This window comes from Microbulbifer marinus, assembly GCF_900107725.1.
GTDB classification, from domain to species: domain Bacteria; phylum Pseudomonadota; class Gammaproteobacteria; order Pseudomonadales; family Cellvibrionaceae; genus Microbulbifer; species Microbulbifer marinus.
This window is the reverse complement of the sequence record NZ_FNQO01000008.1, coordinates 1-17,346: the sequence shown is the minus strand read 5'-3', so window position 1 is coordinate 17,346 and position 17,346 is coordinate 1. Positions and strand designations below refer to the sequence as shown.

Here is a 17,346-nt window from a genome sequence, read left to right as displayed (position 1 = left end):
CCAGTACCTGACCACGCTCTACTTCGTCACGCTTGGTGCCGCGCAGCAGGGCGCCGATGTTCTCACCAGCACGACCTTCGTCGAGCAGTTTGCGGAACATTTCCACACCAGTACAGGTGGTAGTGGTGGTGTCCTTGATACCAACGATTTCGATCTCGTCGCCGGTACGGATAATGCCACGCTCTACACGACCGGTTACTACGGTACCGCGACCGGAAATGGAGAATACGTCTTCGATCGGCATCAGGAACGGCTGGTCTACCGCACGCTCCGGCTCCGGGATGTACTCGTCCAGGGTTTCAACCAGCTTCTTAACAGCGGTAGTACCCATTTCGTTGTCGTCTTCGCCGTTCAGGGCCATCAGGGCGGAACCAACGATGATCGGGGTGTCGTCACCCGGGAACTCGTACTGGTCCAGAAGTTCGCGAACTTCCATTTCTACCAGCTCGAGCAGCTCTTCGTCGTCGACCATGTCGGCTTTGTTCAGGAATACCACGATGTACGGTACACCTACCTGACGGGACAGCAGGATGTGCTCGCGGGTCTGCGGCATGGGGCCGTCAGCTGCAGAACAAACCAGGATAGCGCCGTCCATCTGGGCAGCACCGGTGATCATGTTCTTAACGTAGTCGGCGTGTCCCGGGCAGTCTACGTGCGCGTAGTGACGGTTCGGGGACTCGTACTCTACGTGCGAGGTAGCAATGGTGATACCGCGCTCACGCTCTTCCGGAGCATTGTCGATACCGTCAAAAGCAACGGCTGCGCCGCCCCAAACTTCGGAGCAAACGCGAGTCAGCGCTGCAGTCAGGGTGGTTTTACCGTGGTCAACGTGACCGATGGTGCCCACGTTTACGTGGGGCTTGGAACGTTCAAACTTTTCTTTTGCCATTTTTCAATGTCCTCTAGCTAAAAGAAGTTAAAAATTAAGCTTTGTTTTTCGCGATGATGTCATCGGCAACGTTCTTGGGCGCTTCCGCGTACTTCAGGAACTCCATGGTGTAAGTGGCGCGGCCCTGAGTGGCAGAACGCAGGTCGGTTGCGTAACCGAACATTTCCGCCAGCGGCACTTCGGCATTGACGATCTTGCCGGAAGCACTGTCGTCCATACCCTGGATGAGGCCGCGACGACGGTTGAGGTCGCCAACCACATCACCCATGTTCTCTTCCGGAGTAACCACTTCCACTTTCATCATTGGCTCGAGCAGTACTGCACCACCAACCTGGGCCAGTTTCTTGGTGGCCATGGAACCGGCGATTTTAAACGCCATTTCGTTGGAGTCCACATCGTGGAAGGAACCGTCGTACAGGGTCGCTTTCAGGCCCAGCAGCGGGTAGCCAGCCAGTACACCATTCTGCATCTGCTCTTCGATACCTTTCTGTACCGCCGGGATGTATTCCTTCGGTACCACACCGCCCACGATTTCGTTGACGAATTCCAGACCTTCCTGGGACTCGTCTTCCGCCGGCTCGAACTTCACCCACACGTGACCGTACTGACCGCGACCACCGGACTGACGAACGAACTTGCCTTCGATCTCAGAAGTGTTGCGGATGGTCTCGCGGTAGGCCACCTGCGGCTTACCGATGTTCGCTTCGACGTTGAACTCGCGACGCATGCGGTCAACGATGATATCCAGGTGCAGCTCACCCATTCCGGAGATAATGGTCTGGCCAGTCTCTTCGTCGGTTTTTACGCGGAAAGACGGGTCTTCCTGAGCCAGCTTGCCCAGAGCGATACCCATCTTTTCCTGATCCGGCTTGGACTTCGGCTCTACCGCTACGGAGATTACCGGCTCCGGGAACTCCATACGCTCGAGAACGATCTTCGCGTTTTCAGCACACAGGGTGTCACCAGTAGTCACGTCCTTCAGACCGATCGCCGCGGCGATATCGCCGGCCAGTACTTCCTTGATCTCTTTACGGTCGTTCGAGTGCATCTGCACCATACGGCCGACACGCTCTTTCTTCATTTTCACGGAGTTGTACACCGCAGTACCGCTCTCCAGCTTGCCGGAGTAAACGCGGAAGAAGGTCAGAGTACCAACGAAGGGGTCGGTCGCGATCTTGAACGCCAGTGCGGCGAACGGAGCGTCGTCGTCGGCTTCACGGGTCTCAACGGTTTCACCGTCTTCCAGGGTACCTTCGATGGCCTTAACTTCGGTCGGGGCCGGCAGGTATTCGATTACCGCGTCCAGTACCGCCTGTACGCCCTTGTTCTTGAACGCAGAGCCGCCCAGAACCGGTACGATTTCGTTGGCCAGGGTGCGCTGACGGATAGCTGCCTTGATCTCTTCTTCGGTCAGCTCGCCCTCTTCCAGGTACTTCTCCATCAGCTCTTCGCTGGCTTCCGCTGCTGCTTCCACCAGGAACTCACGCATTTCGTCGCACTCGTCCTGCATATCGGCCGGGATGTCGGCGTACTCGAAAGTCATACCCATGTCGTCTTCGTTCCACAGGATGGCTTTCATCTTGACCAGGTCGACAACGCCCTTGAAGTCGTCTTCGGAACCGATGGTCATCTGCAGCGGTACCGCATTCGCGTTCAGGCGGGTTTTAAGCTGGCCGACAACCTTGCGGAAGTCCGCACCGGCACGGTCCATCTTGTTCACGAATACCATACGCGGCACGTGGTACTTGTTGGCCTGGCGCCAAACGGTTTCGGTCTGCGGCTGTACGCCGGAAGAACCACACAGCACAACCACGGCACCGTCGAGTACACGCAGGGAGCGCTCAACTTCGATGGTGAAGTCAACGTGTCCGGGAGTGTCGATGATGTTGACGCGGTGCTGCGGGAACTGCTGCTGCATACCGGCCCAGAAGCAGGTGGTAGCCGCAGAAGTAATGGTAATACCGCGCTCCTGCTCCTGTTCCATCCAGTCCATAGTGGCGGCACCTTCGTGCACCTCACCGATTTTGTGGGACAGACCAGTGTAGAAGAGTACGCGCTCGGTAGTGGTGGTCTTACCGGCATCTACGTGGGCGCAGATCCCGATATTACGATAGCGTTCGATAGGCGTTTTACGTGCCACAGTTGTATCCTCGATATAACGGCAAAAGGCAGCCTGGAAATTTCCGTGCTGCCTTTCGGTATTAATTTCCGATGGTGGTATTCATCAGACTTAGAAGCGGTAGTGAGAGAACGCCTTGTTGGCTTCCGCCATACGATGCACGTCTTCACGCTTCTTGACCGCGCCGCCCTTGTTCTGGGATGCGTCGATCATTTCGTTGGCCAGGCGCTGAGCCATGGACTTCTCACCGCGCTTGCGGGAGAACTCTACCAGCCAACGCATTGCCAGTGCCGTGCGGCGCGAGGGACGCACTTCTACCGGCACCTGGTAAGTCGCACCACCAACACGGCGGGATTTAACTTCCACCATAGGAGCGATATTTTCCAGGGACTCTTCGAATACTTCGATAGGGTCTTTGTTAAGTTTCTCTGAAACCATGTCCAGGGCACCGTATACGATGCTCTCTGCAACAGATTTCTTGCCACTGATCATGACGTGGTTCATGAACTTGGCCAGGGTGACGTTCCCGAACTTGGGATCGGGCAGCACTTCGCGCTTGGCGACTACTCGTCTTCTTGGCATGGGATTGCCTCTCTTCAGGGTTACTCTGAGACGCCGCCGTAAACAAATACAACTCGGCGAGCTCAGCCTTACTCCGGTTGGAAACCGAAACGCATTAGATCGATAAAGGGGAATTAACCCTTCGGACGCTTGGCACCGTACTTAGAACGGCCCTGCTTGCGATCGTTTACGCCGGCACAGTCCAGTGCACCGCGTACAGTGTGGTAGCGCACACCCGGCAGGTCTTTAACACGACCGCCGCGAATCAGTACCACGCTGTGCTCCTGCAGGTTGTGACCTTCACCACCGATGTACGAAGTTACTTCGTAACCGTTGGTCAGGCGCACACGGCAAACCTTGCGCAGTGCAGAGTTCGGCTTCTTCGGTGTAGTGGTGTACACGCGAGTGCAAACTCCACGACGCTGCGGGCTGGCCTGCAGAGCGGGAACGTCGCTTTTTTCGACTTTGCGTTTTCTCGGCTTACGAACCAACTGGTTGATCGTTGCCATTAAAAATCACTCCAAAAATAAAACGCCCCCACCGTAAAAGCGGGGGCCCAGTCGTCTGTGTGTACCGCCGGCCATGACAATCATTGAAGCCGGGCAGAACACCCCACATAAGCGGGGGCCGCATTCTATAGGCGGCGACCCGCTTAGTCAATCACCAACGAAAGTAAGTACTAACCTTCGCTGACAATCGCCAATTCCGTGGCAAAGGCCGGGAAATCCCGGCGCACTGCGCCCCGCGGCAGCGGGGAGCAGCGATGGGCGGGTTTAATCGCCCGAGGACTTCAGGGCCTCGGTCAGGGCCGCTTCCACCTCGGCTGCGGACGGACCTTCGCCGTAGCCCTCTTCCATTTGCAGACTGCGCTTGCGCTTGCGCTCGGCGTGGTACGCCAGGCCGGTACCGGCCGGGATCAGGCGACCCACCACGACGTTCTCCTTCAGGCCGCGCAGATTGTCTTCCTTGCCGGTCACCGCGGCTTCGGTCAGCACGCGGGTGGTCTCCTGGAAGGAGGCCGCGGACAGGAAGGACTCGGTGGCCAGGGAGGCCTTGGTGATACCCAGCAGCAGGCGCTCATACTGAGCCGGCTGCTTGCCTTCGGCGCGCAGACGCTCGTTCTCTTCGACAACGCGCTGGTACTCGACCTGGTCGCCCTTGATGAACTCGGAGTCACCCATCTCAAGGATTTCAACCTTGCGCAGCATCTGACGCACGATGGTTTCGATGTGCTTGTCGTTGATGCCCACACCCTGGAGGCGGTAAACCTCCTGAATCTCGTTGGTGATGTAACGCGCCAGCTCCTCGACACCTTTCAGGCGCAGGATGTCGTGCGGATTGGACGGGCCATCGGAGATGACTTCGCCCTTCTCCACGGTCTCACCCTCGAACACGGTCAGCTGACGGTGCTTGGGAATCAGTACCTCGTAGTGATCCTTGCCGTTCGCCAGCGGCTTGCCATCTGCCGGGGTGATCTGCAGGCGAACCTTGCCTTTGGTCTCCTTGCCGAAAGACACGGTACCGGAGATCTCCGCCAGGATGGACGGCTCCTTCGGCTTGCGCGCTTCGAACAGGTCGGCAACCCGCGGCAGACCACCGGTGATGTCCTTGGTACCGCCGGATTCCTGCGGAATCCGCGCAATGACGTCACCCACGTTCACCTTGTCGCCATCCTTCAGGCTCAGGATAGCGCGCGGCGGCAGTGCATAGTGGGCCGGGGCATTGCTGTTGGCCAGGGTCAGCTCTTCGCCGTTCTCGTCCACCAGGGTCACGGCCGGACGCAGATCCTTACCGGCAGCCGGGCGCTCGGCCGGGTCGATTACCTCGATGGAGGACAGACCGGTAATCTCGTCGGTCTGCTTGCGAATTGACAGACCATCTTCCATGCCGGACAGCTTCACCCAGCCGGCCACCTCGGTGATGATCGGGTGGGTATGCGGATCCCACTTGGCCACTACCTGGCCGCCATCCACCTCGGCACCCTCGGCGACATTGATCACGGCGCCGTAGGGCAGCTTGTAGCGCTCGCGCTCGCGACCGGCACTATCGGCAACCGCCAGCTCGCCAGAGCGGGACACCGCCACCAGGGTGCCCTTCTCGGTCTTCACCGTCTTCACATTGTGCAGGCGCACGGTACCCGGCTGCTTCACCTGGATACTGTCCGCCGCAGAGGCACGGCTCGCCGCACCACCGATGTGGAAGGTCCGCATGGTCAGCTGGGTACCCGGCTCACCGATGGACTGGGCGGCAACCACGCCCACGGACTCACCCGGGTTGGCGCGGTGGCCACGGGCCAGGTCACGGCCGTAGCACTGGGCACAGATACCGTGGGCAGTCTCACAGGTGATCGGCGAGCGCACGATGACCTCATCGATACCCATGGACTCGATACGCTCGACCCACTTCTCTTCGATCATGGTGCCGGCGGAAACGGCGATCTCGTCGCTGCCCGGCTTGAGCACATCGCGAGCCACGACACGGCCGAGGATACGGTCACCCAGGGACTCGATCACGTCACCACCCTCGATGACCGGCGCCATGGTCAGGCCGTCGTCGGTGCCACAGTCGATCTCGGTGATCACCACGTCCTGCGCCACGTCTACCAGACGGCGGGTCAGGTAACCGGAGTTCGCAGTCTTCAGTGCGGTATCCGCCAGACCCTTACGAGCACCGTGCGTGGAGATGAAGTACTGCAGTACGCTCAGACCTTCACGGAAGTTCGCGGTAATGGCGTTCTCGATAATAGAGCCGTCCGGACGCGCCATCAGGCCACGCATACCGGCCAGCTGGCGGATCTGCGCCTCAGAACCACGGGCGCCGGAATCCGCGTACATGTACACGGAGTTGAAAGAGTCCTGCTCGGTCTCGTTACCCTCGCGATCGACCACCGGCTCTTTCTTGATGCCGGCCATCATCGCCTGGGTGACCTTGTCGTTGGTGCGGGACCAGACGTCGATCACCTTGTTGTATTTCTCACCGGCAGTTACCAGACCGGAGGCGAACTGGCTCTCGATCTCCTTCACTTCCGCTTCTGCGGCGGCGATCAGCTCGGCCTTGGCGGCCGGGATCTCGAAGTCGTTCACACCGATGGAGGAACCGGACTTGGTGGAGAAATCGAAACCGGTATACATCAGCTGGTCGGCGAAGATAACGGTCGCCTTCAGGCCCACCTTGCGGTAACACTCGTTCAGGATCCGCGAGATGGCCTTCTTCTTCATCGGCTGGTTGACCATATCGAAAGGCAGGCCTTCCGGTACGATGTTCCACAGCAGCGCGCGACCGACAGTGGTGTCGTAGACCTTGCGGGAAGGATGCTTCTCGCCATCTTCACCGACAACGGCTTCATCAATACGCACCTTCACACGCGCCTGCAGGCCGACCTGCTTGGCGTAATAGGCGCGGCTCACCTCTTTGATGTCGGCGAAGAACATACCCTCGCCCTTGTCGTTGACGCGTTCGCGGGTCATCCAGTACAGACCCAGTACCACGTCCTGGGACGGCACGATGATCGGTTCGCCGTTGGCGGGGGACAGAATGTTGTTGGTGGACATCATCAGCGCGCGGGATTCCAGCTGCGCCTCGATGGTCAGCGGCACGTGTACCGCCATCTGGTCACCGTCGAAGTCGGCGTTATAGGCCGCACACACCAGCGGGTGCAGCTGAATCGCTTTACCTTCAATCAGCACCGGCTCGAACGCCTGGATACCCAGGCGGTGCAGGGTCGGGGCACGGTTCAGCAGCACCGGGTGCTCGCGGATCACCTCGTCGAGGATGTCCCACACGACCGCTTCTTCGCGCTCGACCATTTTCTTGGCCGCCTTGATGGTGGTGGCCAGGCCGCGGGCTTCCAGCTTGCCGAAAATGAACGGCTTGAACAGCTCCAGGGCCATTTTCTTCGGCAGACCGCACTGGTGCAGACGCAGGGTCGGACCAACCACGATCACGGAACGACCGGAGTAGTCGACACGCTTACCCAGCAGGTTCTGACGGAAGCGGCCCTGCTTACCCTTGATCATGTCGGCCAGGGACTTCAGCGGGCGCTTGTTGGAACCGGTGATGGCGCGGCCGCGACGACCGTTGTCCAGCAGCGCATCCACGGACTCCTGCAGCATGCGCTTTTCGTTGCGCACGATGATATCCGGCGCGTTCAGCTCGAGCAGGCGCTTCAGACGGTTGTTACGGTTGATCACGCGACGGTACAGGTCGTTCAGGTCAGAGGTCGCAAAGCGGCCACCGTCCAGCGGTACCAGCGGGCGCAGATCCGGCGGCAGTACCGGCAGAGCCTGCATGATCATCCACTCCGGATTGTTGCCGGACTTGTAGAAGGCTTCCAGCAGCTTCAGGCGCTTGGACAGCTTCTTGATCTTGGTCTCGGAGTTGGTCGCCGGAATCTCTTCGCGCAGGCGCTGGATTTCGGACGGCAGGTCGATGTCGTGCATCAGCTCCTGGATCGCCTCGGCACCCATCTTGGCTTCGAACTCGTCGGCGAACTCTTCCATCGCCTCGAAGTACTGCTCGTCGTTCAGCAGCTGGCCGCGCTCCAGGGTGGTCATACCCGGATCGGTGACCACGTAGGATTCGAAGTACAGTACCCGCTCGATGTCTCGCAGGGTCATGTCCAGCAGCAGGCCGATACGGGACGGCAGGGACTTCAGGAACCAGATGTGCGCAACCGGGCTGGCCAGCTCGATATGGCCCATACGCTCGCGGCGCACCTTGGCCTTGGTCACTTCAACGCCGCACTTCTCGCAGATGATGCCGCGGTGCTTCATGCGCTTGTACTTACCGCACAGACACTCGTAGTCCTTCACCGGACCGAAGATCTTGGCGCAGAACAGACCTTCGCGCTCCGGCTTGAAGGTACGGTAGTTGATGGTCTCCGGCTTTTTCACTTCGCCGTAGGACCAGGAGCGGATCATGTCCGGGGACGCCAGACCGATACGGATAGCGTCAAACTCTTCCAGTTGTTCCCGGTCTTTCACCAGGTTTAACAAATCTTTCAAGGCCTTTCCTCCACTAGGGGGTAGTCAACCCGGCCCTCTCTTTCGGGCCGGGAAGGACGGCGGCACTCACTGCGTGCATCGCCGACCTGTATCTACTAAATCCGATTGATACCAGTCTTATTCGTGTTCCAGCTCGAAGTTCATACCGAGCGAGCGGATTTCCTTGACCAGTACGTTGAAGGATTCCGGCATACCCGGTTCCATGCGGTGGTCGGAGTCCACGATGTTCTTGTACATCTTGGTCCGGCCCTCCACGTCATCGGATTTGACCGTGAGCATCTCCTGCAGGGTGTAGGCGGCGCCGTAAGCTTCCAGCGCCCAGACCTCCATCTCACCGAAGCGCTGACCACCGAACTGGGCCTTACCACCCAGCGGCTGCTGGGTAACCAGGCTGTAGGAGCCGGTGGAACGGGCGTGCATCTTGTCGTCCACCAGGTGGTTCAGCTTCAGCATGTACATGTAACCCACGGTTACCGGACGCTCGAAGGAGTCGCCGGTACGGCCGTCGTACAGGGTAATCTGACCGGAATCCGGCACATCCGCCAGGCGCAGCAGCTTCTTGATCTCGCTCTCGTCTGCACCATCGAAGACCGGGGTGGCCATCGGCACGCCGCGGCGCAGGTTCTCTGCCATGGCGAGGATTTCCTCGTCGGACAGGGAATCCAGCTCCTCCTGACGCCCGCCGGTGGAGTTGTACACCTCTTCCAGGAAGCCGCGCACCTTGGCCACTTCCTGCTGCTCCTTGATCATGCGATCGATCTTGACGCCGAGGCCCTTGGCGGCCATACCCAGGTGCATTTCCAGTACCTGCCCCACGTTCATACGCGACGGTACGCCGAGCGGGTTCAGCACGATATCAACCGGCTCGCCGTTCTCGTCATACGGCATGTCTTCTACCGGCTTGATCACGGAGATCACACCCTTGTTACCGTGGCGACCGGCCATCTTGTCGCCCGGCTGGATGCGGCGCTTGATCGCCAGGTAAACCTTGACGATTTTCAGCACGCCCGGAGCCAGGTCATCACCGGACTCCAGTTTCTTCTTCTTGTCCTCGAACACTTCGTCGAGCAGCTTGCGGCGCTCTTTCAGCTGCGCTTCCGCTTTCTCGAGCTGCTCGTTCAGGCTCTCTTCGGCCAGGCGCAGCTTGAACCAGTCTTCGCGCGGCAGGCTGGCCAGCACTTCGCCGGTCAGTACATCGCCCTTCTTGACGCCCTTGCCGCCGGCGACCTTCTGGCCTTCCAGCGCCGCCTGCAGACGCTCGAAAGTGGCGCCTTCGACGATGCGGTACTCTTCGTTCAGGTCCTTGCGGACTTCATCCAGCTGCGCCTTCTCGATATCGATGGAGCGCTGGTCCTTCTGCAGACCGTCACGGGTGAACACCTGCACGTCAATGACGGTACCGCGGGTACCACTCGGCGCACGCAAGGAGGTGTCCTTAACGTCAGACGCCTTCTCACCGAAGATCGCGCGCAGTAGCTTTTCTTCCGGGGTCAGCTGGGCTTCGCCCTTCGGCGTCACCTTGCCGACGAGGATGTCGCCGGCACCCACTTCCGCACCGATATACACGATGCCGGACTCGTCGAGCTTGTTCAGCGCAGACTCGCCCACGTTGGGGATATCTGCGGTGATTTCCTCGCTGCCCAGCTTGGTATCGCGGGCAATACAGGTCAGCTCCTGAATGTGGATGGTGGTGAAGCGGTCTTCCTGCACCACGCGCTCGGAGATCAGGATGGAGTCCTCGAAGTTGTAGCCGTTCCAGGGCATGAATGCGATGCGCATGTTCTGGCCCAGCGCCAGCTCACCCAGGTCCACGGACGGGCCGTCGGCGAGGATGTCGCCGCGCGCAACCACGTCGCCGGTCTTCACGATCGGGCGCTGGTTGATGCAGGTGTTCTGGTTGGAGCGGGTGTACTTGGTCAGGCCGTACAGGTCCACGCCGGCTTCACCGGCTTCCACCTCTTCGTCGCGTACGCGCACAACCACGCGGCTGGCATCGACACGCTCGATCACGCCGCCGCGCTTGGCGACCACACAGACACCGGAGTCGCGCGCTACGGTGCGCTCCATGCCGGTACCCACCAGCGGCTTCTCGGCACGCAGGGTCGGAACAGCCTGGCGCTGCATGTTCGAGCCCATCAGGGCGCGGTTGGCGTCGTCGTGCTCGAGGAACGGAATCATTGCCGCTGCGACGGACACCACCTGCTTCGCGGACACGTCCATGTACTGGATTTCGTCCGGCGTCTTCAGGGTAAATTCGTTGTGGTGACGCACACTGACCAGGTCGTCGGTGAAGCGGCCGTTTTCATCCACGGCGGCGGACGCCTGGGCGATCACGTAATTGGCTTCGTTGATCGCAGACAGGTATTCGATCTCGTCGGTCGCCTGGCCGTTGACAACCTTGCGATACGGGCTCTCGAGGAAGCCGTAGTGGTTGGCACGTGAGTAGGTCGCCAGAGAGTTGATCAGACCGATGTTCGGACCTTCCGGCGTCTCGATCGGGCACACGCGGCCGTAGTGCGTCGGGTGTACGTCACGCACTTCGAAGCCGGCGCGCTCGCGGGTCAGGCCACCCGGGCCGAGGGCAGACACACGGCGCTTGTGGGTTACTTCTGACAGCGGGTTGTTCTGGTCCATAAACTGGGACAGCTGCGAGGAACCGAAGAACTCCTTCACGGCAGCCGCGACCGGCTTGGCATTGATCAGATCCTGCGGCATCAGGCCCTCGGACTCCGCCATGGACAGGCGCTCTTTGACCGCGCGCTCTACGCGCACCAGGCCCACGCGGAACTGGTTCTCGGCCATTTCGCCGACGGAACGCACACGGCGGTTACCCAGGTGATCGATGTCGTCGACCATACCCTGACCGTTGCGGATATCGATCAGCGTCTTCAGGACGTCGACGATGTCTTCGCGGCTGAGCGTACCCGGTCCGGTTTCGTCTTCGCGGCCCAGACGGCGGTTGAACTTCATGCGGCCGACCGCAGACAGGTCGTAGCGCTCGTCGGTGAAGAACAGGTTTTCGAACAGGGACTCCGCAGACTCCTTGGTCGGCGGCTCACCCGGACGCATCATGCGGTAAATTTCCACCAGCGCTTCCAGCTGGGTGCGCGACGGATCCGCGCGCAGGGTGTCGGAAATGAACGGACCGCGATCCAGGTCGTTGGTGTACAGGGTTTCGAACTTCTTGACGTTCAGCGCGCGCAGCTTGGCGATCACCTCTTCGGTGATTTCGCTGTTACATTCAACCGCCACTTCTCCGGTGGACTCATCGATGATGTCGTGCGCCAGTACGCGGCCATACAGATAATCCAGCGGCGCCTCGAGGCGCTCGACGCCAGCCTTTTCCAGCTGGCGGATGTGGCGCGGAGTGATACGACGACCTTCCTCGACGATGACTTTGCCCTTGCCATCCTTGATATCGAAAGAGGCGACATCACCGCGCAGGCGCGACGGAATCAGTTCCAGGTTGACGTGATCTTCCTGCAGCTCGAACACGCTGGTATCGAAGAACATTTCCAGCATTTCCTGGGAGGAGTAACCCAGGGCGCGCAGCAGAATGCTCGCCGGCAGCTTGCGGCGACGGTCGATACGCACGTAGACCAGATCTTTCGGGTCGAACTCGAAGTCCAGCCAGGAACCGCGGTAGGGGATTACGCGCGCGGCATACAGCAGCTTGCCGGAGGAATGGGTCTTGCCTTTGTCATGATCGAAGAAAACACCCGGGGAACGGTGCAGCTGGGAGACGATCACACGCTCGGTACCGTTGATCACAAAGGTACCGTTGTCGGTCATGAGCGGAATCTCGCCCATGTACACTTCCTGCTCTTTGATGTCCTTGATGGACTTATTGGCAGACTCTTTATCGTAGATGATCAGACGCACGCGAACCCGCAGCGGGCAGGCATAGGTCACGCCGCGCAGAGTACACTCTTTAACGTCGAAAGCCGGCTTGCCCAGGGTGTAGCTCACGTACTCCAGGGCGGCATTGCCGGAATAGCTGACAATCGGAAATACGGACTTGAACGCCGCCTGCAGGCCGACATCCAGCCGCTCGTCGGGGCGCTTATCGGCCTGCGTGAAATTGCGATAGGAATCCAACTGTATCGCAAGCAGGAAAGGTACATCCATGACCTTCGGCAGTTTGCCAAAATCCTTTCGGATACGTTTTTTCTCAGTGTATGAGTAAGCCATTCATATTCCCCAGCTTGATCAGTGACAAGACTTCGTGGAACCCCGGCCTATAACGGCAACGAGGGGCCCCTCCGGGCGAGAAGCCTCTGATCAACGCAGTCCAACTACACTGATCGGAAACCTCTCCCACTGCTGCTTTTCAGCAGCGCACCGAGTGCGTTAAGGTGTCTTCAAGGTCCGGCCAGTCATTTCTGTTGACGGCGGAGCCACGAAAACCACATTGCCGCAAACGGCAAAAAGGCCGGCGGACAAAGTCCACCAGCCTTGCCGCTGCCGGCCGGTCAAACCGACTGGCAGCGGAGAGTCGCAACAACCGAATTACTTCAGTTCTACAGTTGCGCCAGCTTCTTCCAGCTCTTTCTTCGCTGCTTCGGCTTCGTCCTTGGACACGCCTTCTTTCAGCGGGCTCGGAGCGCCGTCTACCAATGCCTTGGCTTCTTTCAGGCCCAGGCCGGTGATGCCGCGAACAACCTTGATCACGTTCACTTTCTTGTCGCCGGCAGAAGCCAGGATTACGTCGAACTCGTCCTTTTCTTCAGCAGCAGCTTCGCCGCCAGCCGGGCCGGCCATAACAGCAGCAGCTGCAGTTACACCGAACTTCTCTTCCATTGCCTCGATCAGCTCGACAACGTCCTTAACAGACATTTCGGCAACAGCGTTGATGATATCTTCTTTAGTCAGAGACATGAGTCAGTACCTGATTTGTGTGAGCAGTAAACTGCCCAAAATTTCTTTGAAAACTGCCACTTCGCTTCGCGAAATGATTAGGCAGCTTCCTGCTCTTTTTGGTCGCGAATGGCCGCAATAGTGCGAACCAGCTTGCCAGCAGATGCTTCTTTCATAACGCTCATCAGCTTGGCGATCGCCTCGTCGTAAGTCGGCAGACTTGCCAACAGTGCGACGTCGGTGATCGCGCCTTCGAAGGCGGCACCTTTCAGTTCCAGCTTGTCGTTACCCTTTGCGAACTCCTTCAGGATGCGCGCACCGGCACCCGGGTGTTCGTTGGAAAAGGCAATGATGCTGGGACCGACGAACGTCTCGACGAGACATTCGTAATCGGTACCTGCCAGAGCGCGACGCGCCAGAGTGTTGCGGACGACTTTCAACCAAACGCCGTTCTCGCGCGCCTCTTTGCGCAGGGCAGTCATGTCGTTCACGGTTACGCCGCGGGAATCCGCAACGACCGCCGACAGAGCGCCTGAAGCAGCTTGCTGGACTTCTGCGACAATCGCTTTCTTGTCTTCGAGTCCAATAGCCATAGTGTCACTCCTGGATTTGAAAAAAGACCGGGGCATAAAGTCCCGATCCGTTCCGGTGCATAAAGCTCAAATCCAGCAAAAATACTGGTTTGGGCGACACCGTCTGCGTAGGCTCAGACCCTTTGTTGGCCAGCCTGGCCCGGGTCCGGATTAAGCCACAGCAACTAAACTTCAAGCCGCTGTGGCACCTACGGTCTTTGACGACCCGCCGTCCTGCCGGAGCAGTCGGGCGGACCCCAAAGTTCTTTAATGCTGGATTACTTAATATCCAGCGAAGCCTGGTCCAGAGTCAGACCCGGGCCCATAGTCGTGCTCAGGGTGATCTTCTTCAGATACACACCTTTGGCGGAAGCCGGCTTGGCCTTCTTCAGGTCAGCAACCAGCGCTTCCAGGTTTTCTTTCAGCGCTTTCGTGTCGAAGCTCACCTTACCGATACCGCCGTGGATGATACCGCCCTTGTCAGCGCGGAAACGCACCTGACCGGCCTTGGCGTTTTTCACCGCAGTAACAACGTCCGGGGTTACGGTACCGGTCTTCGGGTTCGGCATCAGGCCACGCGGACCCAGAATCTGACCCAGCTGACCAACAACGCGCATCGCGTCCGGGGAGGCGATCACCACGTCGAAGTCCATCTTGCCGGCTTTAACTTCAGCCGCGAGCTCGTCCATACCCACCAGGTCGGCGCCGGCTTCTTTCGCCGCATCGGCGTTGGCGCCCTGAGTAAATACAGCTACGCGCACTTCTTTACCGGTGCCGTGCGGCAGGGTGGTCGCGCCGCGAACAGCCTGGTCGGATTTACGCGGATCGATGCCCAGGTTGATGGACGCATCGACAGTCTCAGCGAACTTCACATTGGACAGCTCTTTCAGCAGGGCTACGGCTTCTTCGATGCCGTACGCTTTGCCCGCTTCTACTTTTTCAGCGATAGCGCGCTGACGCTTGCTCAATTTAGCCACTTACAGACCCTCCACTTCGATACCGGCACTGCGCGCAGAACCAGCAATAGTGCGTACCGCTGCTTCCATGTCGGATGCAGTCAGGTCTGCCTTCTTCATTTCGACGATCTCTTCGATCTGAGCGCGGGTAACCTTGCCGACCTTGTCGGTATTCGGACGTCCGGAACCGCTCTTGATCTTGGCAGCCTTGCGCAGCAGTACTGCGGCGGGCGGCGACTTCATGATGAAGGTGAAGGAGCGGTCACTGTAAACAGAGATCACTACCGGCACCGGCAGACCCGGCTCCAGGCCCTGGGTCTGGGCATTGAACGCCTTACAGAATTCCATGATGTTCACGCCGTGCTGACCCAGCGCAGGGCCGACGGGCGGACTCGGGTTGGCCTGACCGGCCTTTACTTGCAGCTTGATATAAGCTTCGACTTTCTTAGCCATTACAGCTCTCCTCTAGTTGGGTGTTAGCGCCTGCGCTGGACGATCACAATGATCGCAACGCCCGGCTCCCCGGTTGCCCCGAAAATGACAGAATGCGATTTCCGGGGACGCGAAAGCCCTCTCCCACCGAATGGCGGAAGAGGGCCAAAAACTTCATGTCAGCGTCAGGTTTTCTCTACCTGACCAAACTCCAGCTCCACAGGGGTCGAACGACCGAAGATCAACACTGCCACACGCAGGCGGCTCTTCTCGTAGTTGACCTCTTCCACGACACCGTTGAAATCGTTAAACGGACCATCGGTCACACGCACCATCTCACCCGGCTCAAACAGAGTCTTGGGCTTCGGCTTGTCAACGGAGTCGTCGATACGATTCAGAATAGCCTGCGCCTCGCGATCGGTAATCGGCGCTGGCTTGTCCGCTTTGCCACCAATAAAGCCGAGCACGCGCGGGGTCTCTTTAACCAGGTGCCAGGTATCGTCGTTCAGCTCCATCTCCACCAGAACATAGCCGGGGAAGAACTTGCGTTCACTCTTACGCTTCTGACCGGCGCGCATCTCCACCACCTCTTCGGTGGGGACCAACACCTCACCAAACAGGTGATCCATTTCATGCAGTTCGATGCGCTCCTTCAGAGAGGCGGCGACGCGCTTCTCATAGCCGGAGTAAGCCTGGACAACGTACCAATGCTTAGACATGTATCAACCTTTAGCCGATAACTTTGGAGGCCGCCCAACCGAGGGCGGAATCCAGCGCCCACAGAATCAGCGCCATAATCAACACAAACACAACCACGATCGCCGTGGTCTGAGTTGCTTCCTGACGGGACGGCCAGACTACGCGACGCACCTCTGCCTGCGCCTCGCGCAACAGCGTCCAGAAAGCGTTGCCCTTGGCAGTATTAATTGCCACCACCAGCGCCACCAGACAGATCGCAACGATCGCCAGCACACGGTACAGAAGGGGAAATTCGGCGTAATAGGAGTTGCCCGCGACAGCGGCGCCGACCAACAGCACCACCAGCAGCCACTTCAGGCCGTCAAGACGAAAGGTTTTCGCTTCTACCTTAGCATTCATACAAAAGAAGCCCTTAGCGCACTATAGAAAAGCCCTTAGCGCTTACAAACACAACCCCAATAATCAAGGAGTTGCAACGCCCTCAGGCACAAACAAGGCAGGGGGGCGATTGAAAAGTTGGCAGGCCAGGAGGGACTCGAACCCCCAACAGCCGGTTTTGGAGACCGGTGCTCTACCAATTGAACTACTGGCCTGGAACAAGCAAGGATACCGCAGCATCCTAAAAATGAGGGGGCGGATATTAACACCCTCCCCCGCATTTCGCAAAGTGCGCTGCCGAAGAACTCCAGCAGCGCGACGATCAAAGATTACTCGATGATCTTGGCAACAACGCCGGCGCCAACGGTACGGCCACCTTCGCGGATCGCGAAGCGCAGGCCATCTTCCATGGCGATCGGAGCAATCAGAGTAACAGTCATCTGAATGTTGTCGCCCGGCATTACCATCTCGGTGCCTTCCGGCAGCTCAACCGCACCGGTTACGTCGGTGGTACGGAAGTAGAACTGCGGACGGTAGCCCTTGAAGAACGGGGTGTGACGACCACCTTCGTCCTTGGACAGGATGTACACTTCCGCTTCGAACTTGGTGTGCGGAGTGATGGAACCCGGCTTGGCCAGTACCTGACCACGCTCTACTTCGTCACGCTTGGTGCCGCGCAGCAGGGCGCCGATGTTCTCACCAGCACGACCTTCGTCGAGCAGTTTGCGGAACATTTCCACACCAGTACAGGTGGTAGTGGTGGTGTCCTTGATACCAACGATTTCGATCTCGTCGCCGGTACGGATAATGCCACGCTCTACACGACCGGTTACTACGGTACCGCGACCGGAAATGGAGAATACGTCTTCGATCGGCATCA

General features: G+C 59.0%; 13 protein-coding genes and 1 tRNA gene. All 14 read right to left on the bottom strand.

What is annotated here, in order from left to right; all coding sequences use genetic code 11:
* On the bottom strand, positions 1–889 hold an 889-nt coding region (gene tuf, locus BLW36_RS16955), incomplete at its 3' end, for an elongation factor Tu (protein ID WP_091391264.1).
* A gap of 34 nt (positions 890–923) precedes the next feature.
* Complete coding sequence (gene fusA, locus BLW36_RS16950; protein WP_091391263.1) at positions 924–3,029, bottom strand: elongation factor G; 2,106 nt, start codon at positions 3,027–3,029, stop codon at positions 924–926.
* A gap of 90 nt (positions 3,030–3,119) precedes the next feature.
* Complete coding sequence (gene rpsG / locus BLW36_RS16945) at positions 3,120–3,590, bottom strand: 30S ribosomal protein S7 (RefSeq protein WP_091391262.1); 471 nt, start codon at positions 3,588–3,590, stop codon at positions 3,120–3,122.
* 113 nt (positions 3,591–3,703) lie between these two features.
* Positions 3,704–4,078, bottom strand: coding sequence for a 30S ribosomal protein S12 (rpsL, locus tag BLW36_RS16940; protein WP_067150990.1), 375 nt, complete (start codon positions 4,076–4,078; stop codon positions 3,704–3,706).
* 264 nt (positions 4,079–4,342) lie between these two features.
* On the bottom strand, positions 4,343–8,572 hold the full coding sequence (rpoC, locus tag BLW36_RS16935) for a DNA-directed RNA polymerase subunit beta' (protein ID WP_091391261.1): 4,230 nt from the start codon (positions 8,570–8,572) through the stop codon (positions 4,343–4,345).
* Between the two features lie 117 nt (positions 8,573–8,689).
* Complete coding sequence (gene rpoB / locus BLW36_RS16930) at positions 8,690–12,763, bottom strand: DNA-directed RNA polymerase subunit beta (protein WP_091391260.1); 4,074 nt, start codon at positions 12,761–12,763, stop codon at positions 8,690–8,692.
* Positions 12,764–13,081: 318 nt separating this feature from the next.
* A complete protein-coding gene (gene rplL, locus BLW36_RS16925; protein ID WP_091391259.1) occupies positions 13,082–13,450 on the bottom strand; it encodes a 50S ribosomal protein L7/L12 in 369 nt (122 codons plus the stop codon).
* 77 nt (positions 13,451–13,527) lie between these two features.
* Positions 13,528–14,022, bottom strand: coding sequence for a 50S ribosomal protein L10 (rplJ, locus tag BLW36_RS16920; protein WP_091391258.1), 495 nt, complete (start codon positions 14,020–14,022; stop codon positions 13,528–13,530).
* Between the two features lie 257 nt (positions 14,023–14,279).
* A complete protein-coding gene (gene rplA / locus BLW36_RS16915; protein ID WP_091391257.1) occupies positions 14,280–14,978 on the bottom strand; it encodes a 50S ribosomal protein L1 in 699 nt (232 codons plus the stop codon).
* Positions 14,979–15,410 carry a 50S ribosomal protein L11 gene (gene rplK / locus BLW36_RS16910; protein ID WP_091391256.1) on the bottom strand — a complete coding sequence of 144 codons (432 nt, stop codon included), beginning with the start codon at positions 15,408–15,410 and terminating at the stop codon, positions 14,979–14,981.
* Between the two features lie 164 nt (positions 15,411–15,574).
* Positions 15,575–16,108, bottom strand: a complete 534-nt coding sequence (gene nusG / locus BLW36_RS16905) for a transcription termination/antitermination protein NusG (RefSeq protein ID WP_091391255.1) — start codon at positions 16,106–16,108, stop codon at positions 15,575–15,577.
* A gap of 10 nt (positions 16,109–16,118) precedes the next feature.
* Entirely contained in the window at positions 16,119–16,487 is a 369-nt protein-coding gene (secE, locus tag BLW36_RS16900) for a preprotein translocase subunit SecE (protein ID WP_091391254.1), read from the bottom strand.
* A gap of 118 nt (positions 16,488–16,605) precedes the next feature.
* Positions 16,606–16,681 (bottom strand) — tRNA-Trp (locus tag BLW36_RS16895).
* A 114-nt stretch (positions 16,682–16,795) separates the two neighbouring features.
* Positions 16,796–17,346 (bottom strand): EF-Tu C-terminal domain-related protein (locus tag BLW36_RS16890; RefSeq protein WP_244506310.1); only part of this gene is annotated, 551 nt, incomplete at its 5' end.

Bases quoted from the DNA above. Each gene is read 5' to 3' on its own strand.
- rpsG (WP_091391262.1), bottom strand. From the start codon at position 3,590: ATGCCAAGAAGACGAGTAGTCGCCAAGCGCGAAGTGCTGCCCGATCCC.
- rpsL (WP_067150990.1), bottom strand. From the start codon at position 4,078: ATGGCAACGATCAACCAGTTGGTTCGTAAGCCGAGAAAACGCAAAGTC.
- rpoB (WP_091391260.1), bottom strand. From the start codon at position 12,763: ATGGCTTACTCATACACTGAGAAAAAACGTATCCGAAAGGATTTTGGC.
- rplL (WP_091391259.1), bottom strand. From the start codon at position 13,450: ATGTCTCTGACTAAAGAAGATATCATCAACGCTGTTGCCGAAATGTCT.
- rplJ (WP_091391258.1), bottom strand. From the start codon at position 14,022: ATGGCTATTGGACTCGAAGACAAGAAAGCGATTGTCGCAGAAGTCCAG.
- rplK (WP_091391256.1), bottom strand. From the start codon at position 15,410: ATGGCTAAGAAAGTCGAAGCTTATATCAAGCTGCAAGTAAAGGCCGGT.
- nusG (WP_091391255.1), bottom strand. From the start codon at position 16,108: ATGTCTAAGCATTGGTACGTTGTCCAGGCTTACTCCGGCTATGAGAAG.
- secE (WP_091391254.1), bottom strand. From the start codon at position 16,487: ATGAATGCTAAGGTAGAAGCGAAAACCTTTCGTCTTGACGGCCTGAAG.